18 protein-coding genes are annotated in these 18,979 nt (G+C 44.8%); 9 read left to right on the top strand and 9 right to left on the bottom strand.

All coding sequences use genetic code 11. The annotated features are described in order from the left end of the window. Positions 1–8: 8 nt before the first annotated feature. The 4 genes from sbcE to AC0OMU_RS02000 all read right to left on the bottom strand — a co-directional run bounded on the left by sbcE (position 9) and on the right by AC0OMU_RS02000 (position 6,386). Positions 9–2,900, bottom strand: coding sequence for a DNA repair/recombination ATPase SbcE (gene sbcE, locus AC0OMU_RS02015; RefSeq protein ID WP_474240871.1), 2,892 nt, complete (start codon positions 2,898–2,900; stop codon positions 9–11). A 4-nt stretch (positions 2,901–2,904) separates the two neighbouring features. Beyond that, a complete protein-coding gene (locus tag AC0OMU_RS02010) occupies positions 2,905–4,131 on the bottom strand; it encodes a metallophosphoesterase family protein (RefSeq protein ID WP_015383238.1) in 1,227 nt (408 codons plus the stop codon). 106 nt (positions 4,132–4,237) lie between these two features. Next, positions 4,238–5,497: an ABC transporter permease gene (locus AC0OMU_RS02005; RefSeq protein WP_015383237.1), complete on the bottom strand. Its 1,260-nt coding sequence runs from the start codon at positions 5,495–5,497 to the stop codon at positions 4,238–4,240. Continuing rightward, positions 5,490–6,386, bottom strand: coding sequence for an ABC transporter ATP-binding protein (locus tag AC0OMU_RS02000; RefSeq protein ID WP_474240870.1), 897 nt, complete (start codon positions 6,384–6,386; stop codon positions 5,490–5,492). The genes AC0OMU_RS02005 and AC0OMU_RS02000 overlap by 8 nt, the downstream gene beginning before the upstream one ends. A 126-nt stretch (positions 6,387–6,512) precedes the next feature. On the opposite strand from AC0OMU_RS02000, the gene AC0OMU_RS01995 reads away from it, so the two are divergent. Next, complete coding sequence (locus AC0OMU_RS01995; RefSeq protein WP_003233264.1) at positions 6,513–6,698, top strand: YhzD family protein; 186 nt, start codon at positions 6,513–6,515, stop codon at positions 6,696–6,698. Positions 6,699–6,718: 20 nt separating this feature from the next. Here the strand turns inward: AC0OMU_RS01995 and AC0OMU_RS01990 are convergent, their stop codons facing one another. After that, positions 6,719–7,486, bottom strand: coding sequence for an enoyl-CoA hydratase (locus AC0OMU_RS01990; RefSeq protein WP_015483023.1), 768 nt, complete (start codon positions 7,484–7,486; stop codon positions 6,719–6,721). 164 nt (positions 7,487–7,650) lie between these two features. Here AC0OMU_RS01990 and khtS point away from each other — a divergent pair, with 164 nt between their 5' ends. From khtS to khtU, 3 genes are all read left to right on the top strand, one after another. Further along, positions 7,651–7,989, top strand: coding sequence for a K(+)/H(+) antiporter modulator KhtS (gene khtS / locus AC0OMU_RS01985; protein ID WP_010886463.1), 339 nt, complete (start codon positions 7,651–7,653; stop codon positions 7,987–7,989). 63 nt (positions 7,990–8,052) lie between these two features. Continuing rightward, a complete protein-coding gene (gene khtT / locus AC0OMU_RS01980) occupies positions 8,053–8,550 on the top strand; it encodes a K(+)/H(+) antiporter subunit KhtT (RefSeq protein ID WP_015383233.1) in 498 nt (165 codons plus the stop codon). Positions 8,551–8,556: 6 nt separating this feature from the next. Beyond that, complete coding sequence (khtU, locus tag AC0OMU_RS01975) at positions 8,557–9,774, top strand: K(+)/H(+) antiporter subunit KhtU (RefSeq protein WP_474240869.1); 1,218 nt, start codon at positions 8,557–8,559, stop codon at positions 9,772–9,774. A gap of 18 nt (positions 9,775–9,792) precedes the next feature. Here khtU and AC0OMU_RS01970 read toward each other — a convergent pair whose 3' ends face one another. Then, a complete protein-coding gene (locus AC0OMU_RS01970) occupies positions 9,793–11,298 on the bottom strand; it encodes a coproporphyrinogen III oxidase (protein ID WP_153255855.1) in 1,506 nt (501 codons plus the stop codon). 111 nt (positions 11,299–11,409) lie between these two features. Then, the gene (locus AC0OMU_RS01965; protein ID WP_474240868.1) at positions 11,410–12,276 is read right to left on the bottom strand and encodes a Cof-type HAD-IIB family hydrolase; all 867 of its coding nucleotides are present in this window, start codon (positions 12,274–12,276) and stop codon (positions 11,410–11,412) included. Positions 12,277–12,761: 485 nt separating this feature from the next. On the opposite strand from AC0OMU_RS01965, the gene AC0OMU_RS01960 reads away from it, so the two are divergent. Further along, on the top strand, positions 12,762–13,835 hold the full coding sequence (locus AC0OMU_RS01960) for a DNA alkylation repair protein (RefSeq protein ID WP_047182358.1): 1,074 nt from the start codon (positions 12,762–12,764) through the stop codon (positions 13,833–13,835). A 43-nt stretch (positions 13,836–13,878) separates the two neighbouring features. Here AC0OMU_RS01960 and AC0OMU_RS01955 read toward each other — a convergent pair whose 3' ends face one another. Continuing rightward, on the bottom strand, positions 13,879–14,232 hold the full coding sequence (locus AC0OMU_RS01955) for a YlbF/YmcA family competence regulator (RefSeq protein ID WP_003224239.1): 354 nt from the start codon (positions 14,230–14,232) through the stop codon (positions 13,879–13,881). A gap of 92 nt (positions 14,233–14,324) precedes the next feature. Then, entirely contained in the window at positions 14,325–15,458 is a 1,134-nt protein-coding gene (locus AC0OMU_RS01950; protein WP_047182357.1) for a DUF445 domain-containing protein, read from the bottom strand. A 266-nt stretch (positions 15,459–15,724) separates the two neighbouring features. On the opposite strand from AC0OMU_RS01950, the gene spaC reads away from it, so the two are divergent. The 4 genes from spaC to sspB all read left to right on the top strand — a co-directional run bounded on the left by spaC (position 15,725) and on the right by sspB (position 18,949). Next, entirely contained in the window at positions 15,725–16,816 is a 1,092-nt protein-coding gene (spaC, locus tag AC0OMU_RS01945) for a spore coat associated protein SpaC (protein ID WP_003233283.1), read from the top strand. Next, positions 16,806–18,167: a spore coat associated protein YheD gene (gene yheD / locus AC0OMU_RS01940; RefSeq protein ID WP_015383228.1), complete on the top strand. Its 1,362-nt coding sequence runs from the start codon at positions 16,806–16,808 to the stop codon at positions 18,165–18,167. The genes spaC and yheD overlap by 11 nt, the downstream gene beginning before the upstream one ends. A gap of 149 nt (positions 18,168–18,316) precedes the next feature. Then, entirely contained in the window at positions 18,317–18,535 is a 219-nt protein-coding gene (locus tag AC0OMU_RS01935; protein WP_010886462.1) for a YheE family protein, read from the top strand. Between the two features lie 210 nt (positions 18,536–18,745). Beyond that, entirely contained in the window at positions 18,746–18,949 is a 204-nt protein-coding gene (gene sspB / locus AC0OMU_RS01930) for a beta type acid-soluble spore protein SspB (RefSeq protein ID WP_003233287.1), read from the top strand. The last annotated feature ends 30 nt before the right edge of the window (positions 18,950–18,979 follow it).

Below are 18,979 nucleotides of genomic sequence, written 5' to 3'. Positions count from 1 at the left end.
AACCTCTTTTATGACACCAAATGGATGATTTGGCTGCTATGAAATGCATCTTTTACGTGCTCATGGCATGTAAAATACAAAATCTGCCTACCGCCTTCGGATAAATCATACAGAACATGTAATACACGTTTCAGCCTTTCCTGATCAAAATGAACAAAACTGTCGTCAAGCTGGAACGGAAGCATTGACCCATCCTGGCGCGTAACAGCCAAAGCAAATCGGATCGCTGTATACAGCTGTTCACATGTCCCTTGTGACAGCTCTTCCGCATGATAGACAGTTCCATCGCCATGCATAACCATGATCGAATCATCCGTTTCGGAAAAATAAATGGTTTGGTAGTTTCCGTCAGTCAGAGGGCGGAAGAATTCTCCTGCCGTCTCCAGAAGGCGCGGAAGCTCGATTTTTTTATGCCGCTCCAATTTGTTTTTGATCACCTGTTTGATCATTTGTATCGAGGCCCATTTTTTAGCCGTTTCTTTTACACGTTCTTTTTGCATTTCGGTTTGAAGCTTGAGGTCTGAGACCAATCCCGAAGCCTCTAATTGTTCCTGTTTGACTGAGAGCAGTGCGATTTGGCTGCGGAGCTGCTCGATCTCCTCAGTCAGCCGCTCTTTTCTTTCATTCTCAACAAATTGCTTATCTTTCAATTCAGAAAGCGTATTGGAATCCGCCAGTTCAAGTTCCTCCGGGTGCCCGCCTTGAAGCTGTGCGTTTACGTGATGAAGCTTGTTCTCCGTATCCTTCAATTGCCTGCTGATGTCGGCTATGGCAAAAAACGCATCTCTGTCTTTTGCAGCAGCCGCGGCAAATAACTGTTTGATCTGTGCGTGGAAATACTGTATTTCTTGCTCAAGTTCAAGCATCTGTTCCTTTGTATAATGAATATCTGTTTCAATTTCCTTTTTTTGCTTCTCAATTTCTTTTTCACGTTCAATGTTTTTCCGCAATGTGTGAAGGGCGTCCGAAATGGAGATATCCTGACTCTGATTCACGGGACGAAGCATACTGACGCGTTCTTCGAATGTTCTCCGGTGCTTTTTCAGCCTGCCTGCTTCAATGGTCAGCTCATGCTTTTTCTTCACTTCTTTTTTAACATCCTTCATTAAGCTGTATGCCTCAAGCAAAAATGATGGATCTTCCTTAAATCCGAGCTCATTCATAAAACGCTCAACCTGTGTAAAGGACGGCGCCATTTCGGCTTCCCACTGTTCAAACTGCTGGATGACCCTTTCATACGCCGCCTCCTTTTGCTGGAGCGCTGCACGCTGTGTGAGAAGGTGCTGCTTATTGCGGTCATCCTCCCATAACGCTTCTCTAAGCATTTCAGCTTCTGCTGGTGAAATATCCGTCATGGGTTGTCTTGTCTCTCGGCTGTTTCGAGAAGACGGTTTTCCTGATACAAGCCAATACACAATAAGTGCAGCGCCGAAACTTATGGCAGGAATCCATTGCTGCAGCAGAGAAAAGAGAACGATAAACAACATACCAGCTGCAATGACAGTCTTTTTCTGTTTAGCCTGCTGTCTTTCAAAAAACGTTAGCTGTTCTCTGAGCTTCGCTTGCTCTTGGTGCTGCCCCTGTGTTTCATCATATGCTCTAAGAGCTGCTTCTTTATCTTTTCTTTGGCTGTTTTCAAGAATCGCGGACGAAGCGGCACGAACGGCCTTTTCCGCGTCTTCCAGCTCATGCCGGGCAAGTTCAAACGTCTCGTCAAGCTGCCGTTTTCTGTCTCTTGCCTGTACATATTGCTGCACCGCTTGCTGAAGCTGCCATTCATAATCATATGAGGTGTTCATATTCAGGAGCTCATTTTCATCCGTTTTATTGAGCTGTTCCAGCCCTGCCGCTGTCTGCGCAGACGCCTGGCGCAGCTGTGCCTGAATGGCTGCCAGCTGTTCTCCCCAGGATTGGTACATATGAAACGCTGCCGAAAGCTCTTGTATCAGCGTTTCTTTCGCCAATAGTTCTTTATCGGGGATAAGCTTTTGCCTCTGTTTGTCCAACTCCGCCATCTTCACCCGAAGCGCCTCAAGCTGTGCTGATTTCGGGTGAAGATGGGATTCATATTTTTCCAGCTGATGCAGTCCGTCAGCAGGAAATTGTCCTGCATGTTCCTGACATTCTGCAATTACCTGTTCGAGTGTCGCTTTTTCATTTAGCAGCGGCTTTCGCTCAATCGCCCCCTCAATCATTCGGATATGTCCTGCCGTCTCTTTCAATTCGATTTCCGCGGCTGCAAGGCGGGCTTCAAGCGTTCGTTTTTCCTCGAGAAGCTGATGATAGCCCGCTTCCTCTGCTTCAGCCTGTTTTAGCTTCACTGCCAGCTGCTTAAGCGTTTCCAGCTCCTGATTCAATTGAGGGTTTCGCCCATTTGGTTTATAGAGCCTTTCGCTTTCCTTCGTCAGCCTTGTATCAAGCTTTGATACGGCTTCAGCACCAAACAAGCTGGAAAAGAGCAAAAATTCCCCTATCTTGTCCCGATTAAAGGCGTGAATTTCCTGCAGCCCAAATACGTCAAACGAATAAATGGCTTTGTACAACGACCTGTCTGTGCCCTGGAACAGCTGCTTTAAAACATCTCCCTGCTTTACTTCGCCCTTTTCTGTGTACACGCTTAGTTTTTCGGCAGTCCCTTTCGTCCGTTCGATCTTCAGCACCCCATACTCAGGATGTTCAGCTTCTAGAACACCGCCGTAGACACCGCCTGTTTTCGGTTCATATTTTTTCGTTTTCGGAAAACCGAACAGCATGCTTTCAATAAATGACATCATCGTCGTTTTTCCTGCCTCATTTAATCCGTAGATGACTTGGACAGGAGAGGCGGAAAAGCGAAAGGTCCGATTAGAAAATTTTCCGTATTGGTAGATATGTAAAGATATAATTCGCAAAGCTGTCACCGCCTCATGTATCAAGCACCTTAAGCTGTTTTTTCAATAATATCTGTGCCTGCTCTTTTATTTCCTTTACCTCCTCTTGTCTAAACCGGTCCGCGTGCCTTCTATACACTGGATGCCGCTCAAGCCCTTCCAGCACGTCTGACAGATCGCTGCGATCAATGTCTCCAAATAAACCGCCAAAAAAAGGATCAAGGTTTGTTAGGTTTGCTTCGTTTTCAGTCTCATCATCCAATCTAAGAGGCCAAACGAAATGTTCCTCTTCCGCTTCTTGTTCCTGAAGAGCTTCAAGAAACTCATCCAAGGTGCCTTTTGGCGCCTCCAGCAGCCATTCCGGCGCCGTCCCTTGTAAAACAAGCCTTACACAAACAGGGCTCCCCTTTTGCCGCAGCTTCGAAAACGTGTTCTCCACCATTTGGAAGAGGGCGGTCATATTCTTTGCCCCCGTCACATCAACTGCCGCTTTTTCCCACAGGACATCATGCGCTCTCTGAAATTCATAAGAAATATCTCCGTTAGTCACACGAACGAGATAATAGCCTTTATCTCCCGTCTCCTTCATATGGCGTGCTTGCGTGTTTCCCGGGTAAATGACTGCCGGGTGCTCGGCAGATAGAACTTGGCGTTTATGTATATGGCCAAGCGCCCAATAATCCATCCCGCTTTTCACGAGGTCGTCATGTGTAAACGGGCAATACGGATCGTGTCCTTCAGATCCAGACAGCGTGCCGTGGAGCATGCCGATATGAAACGGTGCGTCAGTTGATCTCCGATAGCGGGCAGCTTGGTTTTCCGTCACTGCTCTGGCTTGATAGCTGAAGCCGTAAATGCTTGCTATGCGCCTGCCTTCTTTAAAAAACGATTTTTCTTCTGGAACAGCGGACGAAAAAATATGGACATTCTCAGGCCATTCAATCGGCGTCCACTCCCCGCCAAGATGATCGTGATTCCCAAAGATGACGTATACCGAAATCCCGCACTCTCTGAGTCTTTCAAACTGTTTTTTCAAAAAGAGCTGAGCCTTTAAGCTTCGATTGGCTTCATCAAACAGATCTCCCGCCAGCAAAATGAAATCAACGTGTTCTCTCACTGCGGCGTCTATCATATGTCTCACGCTTGCAAACGTGCTTTCTTTAATCCGGGCAAAAATCGGCTCCGGCAGATGCGATATCCCGTAAAACGGGCTGTCAAGATGAAGATCTGCCGCATGAATAAAGGTTAGATCAGTCAACATTCTGCTCCTTTCCAGGATGAAGTACCCTTATTTTAGCACCGAATTCTTGCGAATGCACGTTCTGTCAATAAAGAAACAGCCTGAGAATCCCCAGGCTGTTTTCCAATCAGTTTTTCGCTAAACGTAGCGCTTGTTTGATCGCTTTGAACGCGCTTGAATTGCCGTAAATTAATACACCGCCTTTATAAATTCTGGCGCCGATAACGGCCAGTATGACAATGGTGAGCAGTGTGATTCCGATTCCGACAGCCGCCTGCCAGAACGGAATATCAAGCATGCCGACGCGCAGGAACATAATCATTGGCGTAAAGAACGGAATAAACGAAGTTACCGTGATAAATCCTGCGTCAGGCGCATTCAAACCGAACATCGCGATCATAAAACCGGCGACAACCAAAAGCGTCATCGGCGTGATCGTTTGCTGCACGTCCTCTATTCTGCTGACGACACTGCCGAGAAACGCGGCAAGTGTCGCGTACAAAAAGTATCCGAGCAAAAAGAAAATGACAGCATAGATGACAGTGGTTGCAGATACATCGGTCAAATTAAGGAATCCGCCGACAGATGAAGCCGTTTCGCTCTTTTCGTTCAGCTTAAGCGACAGAGAGCCGGCTCCTATAATAATAGCAAGCTGTGTGATCCCGACAAGCCCGATACCAAGCAGCTTTGCAAACATTTGCTGGATCGGCGGCATACTTGAGATCAGGATTTCCATAACTCGCGAAGATTTTTCGGTTGCGACCTCCATCGCTATCATGCTGGCATACATAATCACCGAAAAATAAATGACGAACAGCATAATGTAAACAAGCCCTACCGTCTGGCCAAGCTCTTCCTCAGACTTTGCCCCTTCTTTCAGCGCCTTCTGCCCCACAGTAACGGGCGCATAAAGGCTGCTGATCGTTTCCTGCGACACGCCGAGCTCCGCTGTTCCGACAGCTGTTTTGGTTTGCGTCAGCGCCTGCTGCAGCGTTTGATACGTGCTTTCATCAGAAATCGTTAACGCTTTATATGTTCCTGAAATGGTCCCTTTTTCATCTCGTTTGATGATGAGCATGCCATCGAGTGATTCATCTTTGACTTGCTTTGTGACCTCATCCTCCGATTGCTTCGACAGCTTCACATCAAGATCGCCATCTGTATCCACCGCTTTCAGCTGCTTTGAAAAAACCGGATATAATTCGTTTGTTTCATCAACAACGGCAATTTTTTCTTTCGCATCGTCACCTTGAAACAAAGAAATGATCGACTCCAGATTCGTTACAACTAAAACAAGCAGCACCGTGATGACAGTCGATATAATAAAGGATTTTGCCATAATCTTATTTTTGTATGTATGAGAAAGCATGATCCAAAATTTATTCATAGACGGCCCCCACCTTTTCTATAAAAATATCATGCAGTGACGGCTCTTCAAGCTCAAACTTTCTGATAAACCCTTTTCCCTGTAGCATCGCAAAAATCTCTTGAGAAATGTCTTCATTGGCAATCTGCAGCTTGACGCCGTCGGCCGTTTCCTTCCATTGTAGAATGCCTTCATGAGACTGCAAAAAGCTTAGATCGTCATCGGAGTGAATGGTGACGTTCTTTTTGCCAAAGGAGCGCTTGATCTCCTTCAGCTTGCCTTGCACGACCGGTCTTCCTTTCTGCAATATGCAAAGGTTCTCACAAAGCTCCTCCACATGTTCCATCCGGTGGCTTGAAAATAAAATAGAGACACCGCTGTTTTTCAGCGAGATCACAGCCTCTTTTAACAGCTCAACATTGACAGGGTCCAAGCCGCTGAATGGTTCATCTAGAATCAGGAGCTCCGGCTTATGCAAAACTGCCGAAATGAATTGGATTTTCTGCTGATTCCCTTTTGAAAGCTCTTCCACCTTCTTATTCTCGTAATCTGTGATATTGAAGCGTTCAAGCCATGTCCCGAGCTCTTTTACAGCCTCCCGCTTCTCCATCCCTTTTAATCTGGCAAGATAGACGAGCTGATCCCTTACCTTCATTTTCGGATAAAGGCCCCGTTCTTCCGGCAGATAACCGATTTTGTTGCTGATATGATAATTCACAGGATGGCCCTTCCAGCTGATTGAGCCCTCCGTAATGCTTAATAATCCTAGGATCATGCGAAACGTCGTTGTTTTTCCCGCTCCGTTTGCGCCTAATAGACCGAACATTTGCTGTTCCGGAATATCTAAGTCCAATCCGTCAACGGCTTTATAATCTCCAAATGTCTTCGTTACGTGATCAATTGTAAGCACTGAATCTCCTCCTTCCCTGACCCATTATATACTAATTTTGGATAAAGCATAATAAAGGATTTTGATTTCCTATTTAGAATATAAATGAAGAAAGACTGATAAACCTTAAAATGGGGGAGAAACCTGATGGCTGATTATTTCCTTACCGTATTTGATCCTTCGGGGAACACGCTGGTAAACGAGCAATTCGAGGCAGAACATGAAGAAGCGGCAAAAACGCATGGTGAAGCCCTCTTAAAAGAAAAAGAGCTTCATAGTCATACTCATCGTTTAGTCAATGCAGCCGGAAAGCTGATTTTGTTTCACAGATGATCAGCTTTCCGGCTGATCTGTTACGCTTGAAACTTCGGCTCCCGTTTTTCTAAAAAGGCACGGATTCCTTCTTGGTGATCCTTGGTCCTTCTCATTCTCTCTTGGGCGCTGCGCTCAAGGAATAGCACTTTTTTCAGTTCTTCAATTTGGAGGCTTTGAAAAATAGCTTTCGTTTCGATCATCGCCAAAAGAGGGGAGGCCAACAGGGTTTCGATAATGGGTCTTGCGCCTTCGGCAGGGTCTCCGGCAAATGTCCCATCAAGAAGCCCCATATCGTCAGCTTCCGAGGCAGATAGTTTTTTTCCGCTCCAAATCAGTTTTTTCGCTTTTGCTTCACCGATTCTTTTCTTCAGCAAATAATGTCCTCCGCCGTCCGGAACAAGCCCAATGCCGATAAAATTCATCGCGAGGACGGCGTTTTTTTCAGCGAGCACAATGTCCGCACAAAGCGCCAAACTCAGGCCTAGTCCCGCAGCAGCGCCATGAATGGCTGCAATTGTCACTTTCTTCATCTGATATAAATTCAGGGTGACAGCCTCAATCGTATCCATCAGCCGTTTAAATTGATCAGAGTCATGCTCTGATGTCATCATCCTGATATCACCGCCGGCCGAAAAGCCTTTCCCGCTTCCTCTCAGGAGAACGATGAGCGCCTCGCTTGCAGCCGCCATTTCGACTGCCTCCTTCAATTCAGACAGCATCTGTTCATTCAGGGCGTGATGGGCATCAGGCCGATTCAGGATAATCTCTGCAACGGCTCCATTACATGCATATTGAACAAACTCCATATGAAGCACCTCCATGTATGCGCTTGCTTTTTTCTTTCTCCTATACATTCCCCGCCATCCTCAAATAAACCTTTTTATTTTTCAAGGTCAATAGATACTGAAAAATGCATATTGTTTGAATGGAAACATAAAGTTTTATATAGTGAAATAGAAGGGATATCTTGATGAGAAGGGAGGAAAGGAACATGGATAAATTGCTGATCAGTTTTCTATTAAGTTTATTTATGGTGTACTTTCCCCCTTCGGACGTGGTTCTGCCTTCCCAGTTTGAAGCAAGCACTGACAGCTATGTGCCTATGTCCTCATATCCGCAGGAAACACAATCGGCAAAAACGCCGTCGCCGGGCAGCATGCACCCGGCTGAGCTGATCAAAGAGTACAGCCCGCTGGCGCAGTCTGTCAGGCAGCTCTCTGTCAAACCACTTGACGAACCGCTGATAAACAGGCTGGAAAAGGCTTTGGCCGTCCCTGTCAAATACCAGTCTAATTACCTCCGAATATAATTTGCTCAAGTTTTATTTGTAACTCACCCCATACTGCCAACACTACATTCGGAGGGATTTTCATTGAATATTAAAGAAAACGATCTGCCGGGCATCGGCAAAAAGTTTGAAATCGAAACAAGAAGCCATGAAAAAATGACGATTATCATTCATGATGACGGAAGAAGGGAAATTTACCGGTTTAATGACCGGGACCCGGATGAGCTTCTTTCAAATATTTCATTGGATGATACTGAAGCAAGGCAAATCGCAGCTATTCTCGGGGGCATGGTCTATAAACCGCAAGCTCTGGAGTCCATCGAAATGGCCTTCAGCGATCTTATTATTGAATGGTTTAAGGTCGAAAAAGGCGCCAAATCGATCGGACGCACACTTGGAGAGCTTGATGTTCGCCAGAATTACGATGTCACTGTGATTGCCATTATCAAACACAACCAGGAAAAGCTCCTAAATCCCGGAGCCGATTCGATTATTGAAGAAAATGACACCCTTGTCCTCTCAGGTGAGAGAAAGCATCTGAAGAAACTGATTCACGATTTTCTTTCTGGAGAGGGCGTGTGAGCCCCGATGGACCATCTTGTATTTGAAGTCGGAACTGCACTTGTCCTTGTGGCAATCGCCAGTGTGATCGCCAATAAAATTAAATTTTCGATTATTCCGTTTCTGATTGTGCTGGGAATGCTTGTTGGACCGCACGCGCCGAAAATAGGGATTATTGATCTAACATTTATTCAAAGCAGTGAAATCATCGAGTTTTTCGGGCGAATGGGCGTACTGTTCCTCCTCTTCTATCTCGGACTCGAATTCTCTGTCGGGAAGTTAATCAAATCTGGAAAATCAATCGCGGTCGGCGGGACGATTTATATTTTGATTAACTTCAGCCTCGGACTGCTTTACGGGTTTATCACCGGATTTTCCTTTCTGGAAGTCCTCATCCTCGCAGGCGTCATCACAATCTCGTCAAGTGCGATTGTCGCAAAAGTGCTCGTTGATTTAAAAAGAACCGCCAATCCGGAAACCGAATTGATTCTCGGCATCATCATGTTTGAAGATATTTTCCTTGCCGTATATCTGTCCGTTGTTTCCGGCCTTGTGCTAGGTGATGCGACATCCGTAGGGAGTGCACTCTTGTCCATTTTGATCGCCTTCGGTTATATGCTGCTGTTTTTTATCGCAGCAAGAAAACTCCCGCCGCTGTTGAACAAACTGTTGGACATTCGCTCAAACGAAGTGTTTATTATCGTCATTTTCGCAGCACTCTTTTTTATCGCCGGGTTTTCCGAGACGATTCATGTAGCGGAAGCAATCGGCGCGCTGTTGCTCGGTTTGGTCTTTTCAGAAACAGAGCATTCCGATAGGATTGAACACCTCGTCGTTCCGTTTCGCGACTTCTTCGGTGCGATGTTCTTTTTCAGCTTCGGCCTCAGCATCGATCCGTTTTCGCTCGGTGAAGCGGTTTGGCTTGCGTTGGGTGCAGTGATTTTGACCATTCTGGGAAATTTTATCGCCGGAATGGTGGCAGGACGACGCGCAGGGCTTTCTCATAAGGCTTCATCGAATATCGGGCTGACGATCGTATCGCGGGGAGAATTTTCGATTATCGTTGCGAATCTCGGAATAGCAGGCGGACTGTCGGCCACATTAAAGCCGTTTGCCGCATTATATGTCCTCATTCTGGCGATTTTGGGACCGCTTGTAACAAAGGAATCAAAACGAATTTACTGCTTGCTGAACAAGGTATTTAAATGGAAGCCTGAGGTTCAGCCCGCAAAAAAACAGGGATAAAAAAAAGCAGCACTGTGATCAGTGCTGCTTTGTCGTCTTCTCAAAAATCTGCTCTAAATATTTGATTTTTTCGTCCGTGTAGTGCTCGAAGCGCTCATTGTACGATTTCGGATCTTTTGGATTCGCAAAATGCGTGATTTTCCCTGTATCCCGATCAATAAATTTACTAGCAGCGCCGCAGCCGATGCCGATAATCGTCTGCACCTCTTCCATAATCATAATGTTGTAGATGCTTTCTTGTCCCGGCAAAGAGTATCCGACGTTTTCAAGGTTTCCAAGAATGTTTTTCTGGCGGTATAAATAATAAGGCACGTACCCATGCTCTTTCGTCCAGGCTACCGCGTCTTCCATCATTTGAGAAACCTCTTCCCTGCCGGCAACTTTGTACTTATGCTTGTTTCTCGTCATTTCTGACGCCCGTTTAAATGAAAGAGTATGAACGGTAAGGGATTCCGGCATCAGTTTTTCTGTTTCTGAAAGACTGTGCCTGAACTCCTTCACGCCTTCCCCAGGCAAACCAATAATCAAGTCCATGTTGATATTATTCATGCCGTGCTGGCGTGACAGATGATATTTCTCAATGGTCTCTTCAACCGTATGGTGCCGTCCGATCGCCTTTAGCGTTTCGTTTTCATAGGATTGCGGATTGATGCTGATCCGATCAATGTCATATTTGTTTAAAACGGCGAGTTTTTCTTCTGTAATCGTGTCAGGACGACCGGCCTCCACCGTAATCTCACGAATGTTTTTCACATCCGGGAAGGAGCGGACCATTTCTTCATACAGCAGATCCATCTCCTCCGCTGTAATGCTTGTCGGCGTCCCGCCGCCAAAGTAAATGGTTGTAACCTTAACATCATGCTCCTTCAGCCATTCACCGATTTTCTGCATTTCGTAATGCAGTCCCCATAGGAATGAGCCGACTCTGCCCGCCTGTCCCTGGATGGCATACGCAGGGAATGTGCAATACGCGCATTTTGTCGGGCAGAACGGAATGCCGATATAAATGCTGACTTCATCCTTTACTCGGTACAAATCCGGAACTGCCGCCAGCTGACGGTCAACAATTTCCTGCATTAGCATGATTTTTTCATCATGAATTAAATAGTCTTTTTTCAACTCAGCATGCGCTTGCTCCTTGGACATTCCGCTTTGCAGTTTTTTATGAAGCAGCTTTGTGGGCCGGATTCCTGTGAGGATTCCCCACTTCTGCGTAATGCCCGTATGCGCCTGAAGAAGATTGAGATACACATAAGAAATTGTGTTTTTCACTTGCTTAAAAGCTTCTTTTTCATTCATGCCGGGAGAAAAAATTTTTGTATGCTGTTCCTTTATGCCAGTACCCTTCACTTCTCCCGAAACCGTCACATGCTCATCCGTTTGTGACAACGCTAAAGAAATGACAAAATCTGCGGGCTCCTCTCCGCCATACGCAAGCTCGCACTCTTCATAAAATAAATTTGCAATATTTTGCAGAGGCCGATGCAGGCGGTCATCATGTATGCCTTCTATTTTAATTTGCAACTTCATCACCTAATTTATCAGATTCAAAACTTTCTTTAGTGTACAGAAATAAACTGCTAAAATCAATCCGGCAAAAAAGCCGCCGCACCTGTCAGGGTGCGAGCGGCTTTTTTACACACGTTTCATGTGGAACTTATCAAGAAATCCTTTTCGCTGCTGCATTCGGAAATATTCCTTCATCATATAAGCGACACCTTGCTCGTCATTGGACCTTGTAACCCAATCTGCCTTTCTCTTAATTTCCGGAATGGCATTCCCCATCGCTACCCCAAGACCTGCAAGTTCGATCATCGGCAGATCGTCATACTGATGCCCAATGGCCACGACATCATCCATACTCAGGCCCAGCTCTGAAGCGACGAGGGCCAACCCCGCTTCCTTCGAGACACCTTTCGGGACGATATTCAGCTTCTCATCGTTTACGCGAATCACGTCCACCGCAGGGAAGGCTTTTGTAATCGTTTCTGTAATGTCATGCTGAATGTCGTGCTCCGTGTACACCTCGATCACGGGTGCACTCACCGGCTCATCCATGAGGAGATCGCTTAATGATTCAACGAACTGGACTGGATAAAAGATCGGGTCAGACGGATGAATGAGTGCTTTCCCCAATAAATTCGAATTCACCTTTTTCTTGTTTCCGATAGAATACTTTTCGTGAAGAAGCCGAATATTGCATTGATAGCTCTCCAGCACTTGAACAATGTTAAAAGTATGATCATCAGAAATTCTTTTTTCAAAAAACGGGGCGTCAATTTTCTCAGCGATATATGCCCCGCTATGGGTGATCAGCTTGGCATCAAGCTTTAGCGATTTCGCTATTTTCTGTGCTGAGCGAAAATGACGGTTGGTCACAAGTGTGACGTAAATCCCTTTTTTCTTTACATATTCAATCGCGTCTTTCGTTGCCTGATGAATCTTCCCGTTCGACCGAAGCAGCGCTCCATCTATATTTAAGGCAAGCAATTGTTTTGACACAGAGATGTCCCCCTCCTTGATGACTGTACTTGTGTATAGGATATGACCCTGTCTCTGTGTTTAGAACAACCTTTTCTTAAAGCAAAAAAAGCCTGGCTCAGCAGACTTTATGTATGGCTTGTTGATAGGATACGATCGAAGCAGCCATTCTCCCTAATATCGTTATTTCGATTTACGAAAAATCATGTATCAGGAACCCCTTGTTTGACCAATGATGCGCTCCGAACACTTACTCTCTGTTGCTTATCCCCTCTATATAACGGCATGATATGCGACCGTATCCATTTGAAATAGGTAAGTGTAGGCGCTTTCAATGTTATTATCTCAGTTTTCCTTTCCGATGACAAGGGTTTTTTTAACTAAAAAAAGTAACCAACTTTTGTATATCCGTGGTAGGATCAGTTGTTAATTTTTAGGACTATACACTTGATTCAGAACGTACATTCCCATACAATATAAATAATAAACGAAAAAGCGGTGTTTATATGGCTGATTTAAAAGAAATATATAATGAAGAACTGATATCTCAGTTGATCCATCATGTAAGGTCATCCTATCCTGATTTTAACAAAAACAGATTCTTGGATACATTACGGCTGGAGGACTGGCCTGAACTCACTTTAAAAGAGCGGATGCGCCGCGTGACAGTTTCTTTATACGAAACTTTGCCAAAACAATACGTTGAAGCGCTCGCAATTTTACGGGATACAGCCCCTCATTTTAAAGGACTCAGCGGAATTTTATTTCCAGATTATGTGGAACAGTACGGGTTAGCGCATTGGGAAGAATCAATAAAGGCATTGGAATACTTTACGCAATATTCCACCTCAGAATTTGCTGTAAGGCCTTTTTTGCTGTTAGATCAAGAAAAGATGATTGCACAATTGCTTGCATGGTCTGAGCATAAAAATGAACACGTGAGAAGACTTGCGAGCGAAGGCAGCAGGCCCCGCCTGCCGTGGGGAAAATCGATACCGGCTTTGAAATCGGACCCTTCCCCCGTATTGCCGATCCTTGAAAAGCTGATGCAGGACGAGTCCTTATATGTAAGGAAAAGCGTGGCCAACAACCTTAATGATATATCAAAAACGCATCCTCATTTACTGAGAAAAGTCGCAGATCAATGGTACGGAACACATCCCCATACAGACTGGATTATCAAACATGCCTATCGGACCCTATTAAAAAAGGGTGATAAACAGGCCTTAGCGCTTTTTGGTTATGAAAATGCTGATTCGATACAACTACATGATTTAACATGTCAGCCCAAACGTATAGTTATTGGCGAAAGCCTTGAATTTTCTTTCTATATTCATTCAGACAGGGATCAAAAAGTAAGAATTGAGTACGCAATTGATTTTGTAAAAGCAAGAGGCCAGCGTCATCAGAAAGTATTTAAAATAACAGAAACAAATATACGAAAAAACGAAACAAAGTCATACACAAGAATCCAATCCTTTAAGGATTTAACCACCAGAAAGCATTACAAAGGAATTCATACATTATCAGTCATCATCAATGGAGAGGTAAAAGATTCATTGGATTTCCAAGTTTGCTGAATAAGTAAAAAATCCCTTCTTATCCAAGAAGGGATTTTGCTGATTAGCCTTCAACACTGCCGTAAAGCTCTTCTAAAGGCTTCATAATGATTTTGTTCAATTCACCAATCAGCATGCTCATGCGCTGCTCCGCTTCCATCAGCTGAGAAATTTTTTCGTGCTGCTGTACAAGCGCAACTGTTTTTTGAGCCTGCGTCACTTCTTCTTGTGTAATCTCTTCTCCTGCCATTTGTTTTTGCTGGAGTCTAAGCTGTACATCACGGAAGTTTTCGAACATGCGCTTCGCTGATTCATCTGCGTTAACTTCGTCGTAAAGGTTTTTTAAACGGGTGAACTCTTCGCTCCCGCGTAATGCATTTTCCAGATCATACGCTACATCATAAAAATTAACAGCCATTGTAAATAGCTCCTTTCATCATTGCCGTTTGACATACCACTCCACTATAACAGACTATGGAGCTCCTTTCATTAATCAAAAACCATTTCTTCTTAAAAAAGGATGACAAACAGTGCTTGAATCGCGCCTATCATTCCGCCGAGAAGGCCCCCCAAATAGGTAATCATTTTAAATTCTTTTTTTGAAATGGACAGCACCATTTCTTCAAGACGCTCCACCGGGAACTGATCCACCTGCTCCTTGACGATTTCCTCAAGACGCAACCGTTTTAAGACACTTTCAAGGTTGGACGAAATCCCTTCAAGCAATTTGTCTAACAGTGCCGGCAGCATTTGCTGGGTCAGCTCAGATTCATAGCGGACGGTAAGCGTGCCAATCGTATTGTCGAAGAAAGGGGCAGTAGAAAATGCTTGCAGCACTCTTCGTTTCAAACTGAAAATGAGCGCCTTTGCATTCCATTTTTCATCTGCTTCATTAAACGTATACTCCCTCAGCTTGCCCCATTCGTTTTTTAAGAGATCAGAAAGCAATTTATTTGTTTCCTCATTCCGCAAGAATTTCAGCAGCTCCGGCAGCACGCGATCCGCAAGGCTTGAATTGCCGAGAAACATTTGCACCATGCTTCCAAGCATGCCGCGCTCTTTTAAAAAGTCATCAATCATATTGCCAAGACGGATTTTTCCTTCATCACTTTCAAAATAACGGACACTCCGTGACAATATATATCCTGAAATCATCGGAATTTTTTCCTCAAGCTTTTCCTGCACCTCTATAGGCACCAGCTCTTTTAACGATTGGTCCCCGTATTGGCGGAAAAGCTCATTCAGCTTATCATCGGTCCAGCTGCTGATCCATGCATCAGCAGCTTTTTCGGGGCGCTTCATCCCGGCTTTTTCAAGCGCTTCTTTTACTGTCACTTCAGAAAGTGACAGCTTTTGAATCAGCTGTTCCCCCACTCGAAGAGCCTGCGTTTTGGCTGCATCAGAGACGAGCCGCTTTTTAATGCCTTCAGGGGTTAAGAGATGATTGACTACCATCAGTCCCATTTGTTTTGCAAGTTCATCTCGCCGTCTTGGAATCAGCCCGGGCGTAAAAGGAACTCGCTTCCCAAACAAATAGTACGCTTTATACGGCCTAAACAGCATTTGAATTGCTAAATGATTGGTCACCGCTCCAATGGCAGCGCCGATCACGATCATAAAAATAAAGGTTCCTGCAATACCCATTCCTATTCATCTTCCTCCATCTGTGCTTCAGCTTTTTTCATATAGATTATGTACCTATACGTATTATAGAGGCTCATGCAATCACTTAGCAAACGAGGAGACAAATTCCTATTCTTAGAAAATCAGCTTGTTCTTTTGGAATAGGGCAAGGTGGAGAATCGTATTCTGTAAAGTAGAATACCGTCAGCTGCGTTCGTCTTACATGTATTTAGTGTAAAGCTGCGGACACCCGCCGGCAGCTTTTGAATAAAAGGGGGAGTCTCACCATGATAACACTCGGTTTTATGTCCTTATCCCGCCAGCATGAAGCGGATTATTCCGCAGAACTGGCCAAAAGAGCACCCGAATTCGGCATACGTTTCATCCGGTTTACACCATTTGATATTTCACCTGACACTCTGCGTGTCAAAGCATCGGTCTATCATTCGGCCAGCAGCACATGGAACGAAACTGAAATGGCGATTCCAGATTATATTTATGATCGCTGTTTTTACGGCAAGGATTCACATTCCCAAAAAGCAAAACCAATCGTTGAGTGGCTCAAAAAATATCCGAAAACGGAATTTATCGGGCGGGGTCTTCCCGATAAGTGGACCGTCCTTCACGATTTGCAGCAGCACTCTGTAATCAATCCCTATATTCCCGAAACGATAAAGGTGAACCGCTACGAACAAATTCACTCCTTTTTATCCAAAGAAAAAGCCTGCATCCTTAAACCGGCATTCGGCGCGGGAGGCAGAGGCGTGATTCTTTTGAAGCTGGGCAAGAAAAACATCACTGCTACTTATCACATCGGAAAGGATAAGCAGACAAAAACGTTTTCCAACCAGACTTCTTTTAAAACATGGTGCAAAAAAGTGCTTCAGCATCAATATTTGCTTCAGCCTTACTTAAACATTCAAGATAAGGAACAATACCCTTGTGATATTCGTCTGTTTATGGAAAAAAACGAAGCAGGTGAATGGAATACAGTCGGAAAGGCAGTAAGACGCGGATACAAACACGGGCTGCTGGCCAATTTGTCAGGCGGATCTGATGCGCTGACATTTGACTCCTGGTTTGAAGATATACCGAAAAAACAGCAAGTGGTTTTACTAGATGATGTGTTTTCAATTACCCAATCGGTTCCGTATTATCTTGACGAGCGCTACGGGCCGTTGTTTGAACTCGGTCTTGATATATGTCTTGCAAAGGACGGGAGAATTTGGATTTTAGATATCAATTCCAAACCGGGCAGGAAGTCAATCCTGCGTGTCTCTCCCGAGCAAAAAGAACAGCTGTACACTTGTCCCCTAAAGCGCTGCCAATATCTGTTTTCTGAGCAAAGCCAGAAAGGAGTTCTTCCGCGTGAATCCTAAACGGTTTTTGATCGGCATAGACAAAACCAGTGAAAACACCCTGTTTCTGCCCTCTTCGCTGAAGCAAGACGGACTTTTGCATGCCGCATTCGGAACGAAGGTTGTCAGATGCCACGTTGCTTACAGACGGCATCTGGAACAAACCGTGCTTCTCTCTGAAAATCTGTTTCATGAGCTTTTGCTTCCCCACCGAAGCAGGGCTGATATACTGATTCATGATCATACAGTGCATATCGGGCCGTTAGTCGGCATCTTTACGGCAGGGTTTACTGTATCTCTTGAACGTCCATTTAAGGATCGTTCCCTCTTTTTTTCTAAGCTTGTCACGTTACACGAGCAAGCCGGAGGCTACTGCTTCGTTTTTGGCGCGCACCAAATCAATTGGGAGGAAGGCACGATTGAAGGCCTCCTTTACAGGGAAAACGGCTGGGAGAAAAAAATCGTTCCATTGCCGAACGTCGTTTATGATCGTTTGCCGAACCGAAAAATTGAAGATTCACTTCTCTTGCAACATACAAAAAAGAGGCTGATCGATGAATATCAGATCCCATGGTTTAATAAAACGTTTTTCAATAAATGGAACGTTCATCAATTGCTCGAAAAAGATCCGAGAACGGCACCCTTTTTGCCTAGATCCGAGCTGACACCATCTGTGGAGCTGATAGATGAGCTCTGTGGCGCATACAAAAAAGTCTATATCAAACCGGCAAATGGAGCACTCGGCACCGGCATTTATCAGCTGACAAGAACAGATGGCGGCCTGACGGTAAAGCATACGAATGACGCCAAAACATTTACTTCGATTGATTATTCCGATGCCGCCTCATTCCTTGCAGAATTTCAAAAACAGCACAACCCGTCCGACTTTCTCATTCAGCAAGGTGTTGATCTCATCGAATTTCAAGGCAAACCAGCGGATTTCCGTGTCCATACCAATAAAAACAGAAAAGGAAAATGGACAGTGACAGCAATTGCCGTAAAAATTTCCGGAAAGAACAGCATTACAACACATCTTTCTAACGGCGGCACTGTAAAGACACTTGCGGAAGTATACGATGATCCCGCTGAAAGAGTTGAGGTCATTAAAAAGCTTTCTGCAGCGGCACTGACGGCAAGCCATGTCCTTCATGATCATATCGAGGGGTTTATCGGGGAGATCGGTTTCGATTTTGGCATTGATCAGAACGGTAAAGTATGGATGTTTGAAGCGAATTCGCGCCCGGGCCGAAGCATTTTTTCTCATCCAAATTTGCATCATGTTGATTCTCTTACAAAACGAAGAAGCTTTGAATACGCGTCCTATTTATCTGAGAAGGCAATCACATCTCCTGAAGCATTGTGGCCTTCGTAACCTGTCCGCTTTTTTAATAAAGCGGGCTTATCTTTATCCAAGGCTGGGACAAACTGCATATTGGGGCCTCTTCAATGATGTTCTGGAACAATGATACAATGAACATAAGCCGTTTATATTCAGGTCAATTGATACCAAATGTAAGGAGCGTGGCCGTTATGATTTCTCATTTCAGCTGGAAACCGTTGTTCCCAAAAGAAAAGCTGCCCGGTTGGAAAATATCATTTTATTATAAAGGGACCCATTATGAAGGCATCTATCATAAGAGCGGTGAAATTGAATGGGGAGACTTGTTTCCCGCCCGCGCTGACGAGCCTGCTCTTACAAACGAGATACATGAACTGATGCTTTTTCATATTTATGACTAGCTTAGCCTAAACGGCTAAGCTTTTTTTGCTTTCTCAAGATTTACCACACAATTCTCCGCATGAGTTTCCGGCCATTTTAACATAATACGTAGTAACAAGCCGGCAAAGCATTGGGTTACGCCGAGGCGGCAGTGACACCCGATAAGGGTTCACAGATCTGGTGCAACTCCAGTTAACCCAACCATACTAAATAAAAAGGAGATTTTACACATGGCTAACCAAAACTCTTCAAATGACTTACTAGTTCCTGGCGCAGCTCAGGCTATCGATCAAATGAAACTTGAAATCGCTTCTGAATTCGGCGTTAACCTTGGAGCGGACACTACTTCTCGCGCTAACGGTTCTGTCGGAGGAGAAATCACAAAACGTTTAGTATCTTTCGCTCAGCAGCAAATGGGCGGCAGAGTTCAATAACAATTCAATATATGGCTATAGAGGGCGCGG

Source organism: Bacillus sp. FAU18 (assembly GCF_056033885.1).
Note: the sequence above shows the minus strand (reverse complement) of the source record. Positions and strands in the feature narration are given on the sequence as shown.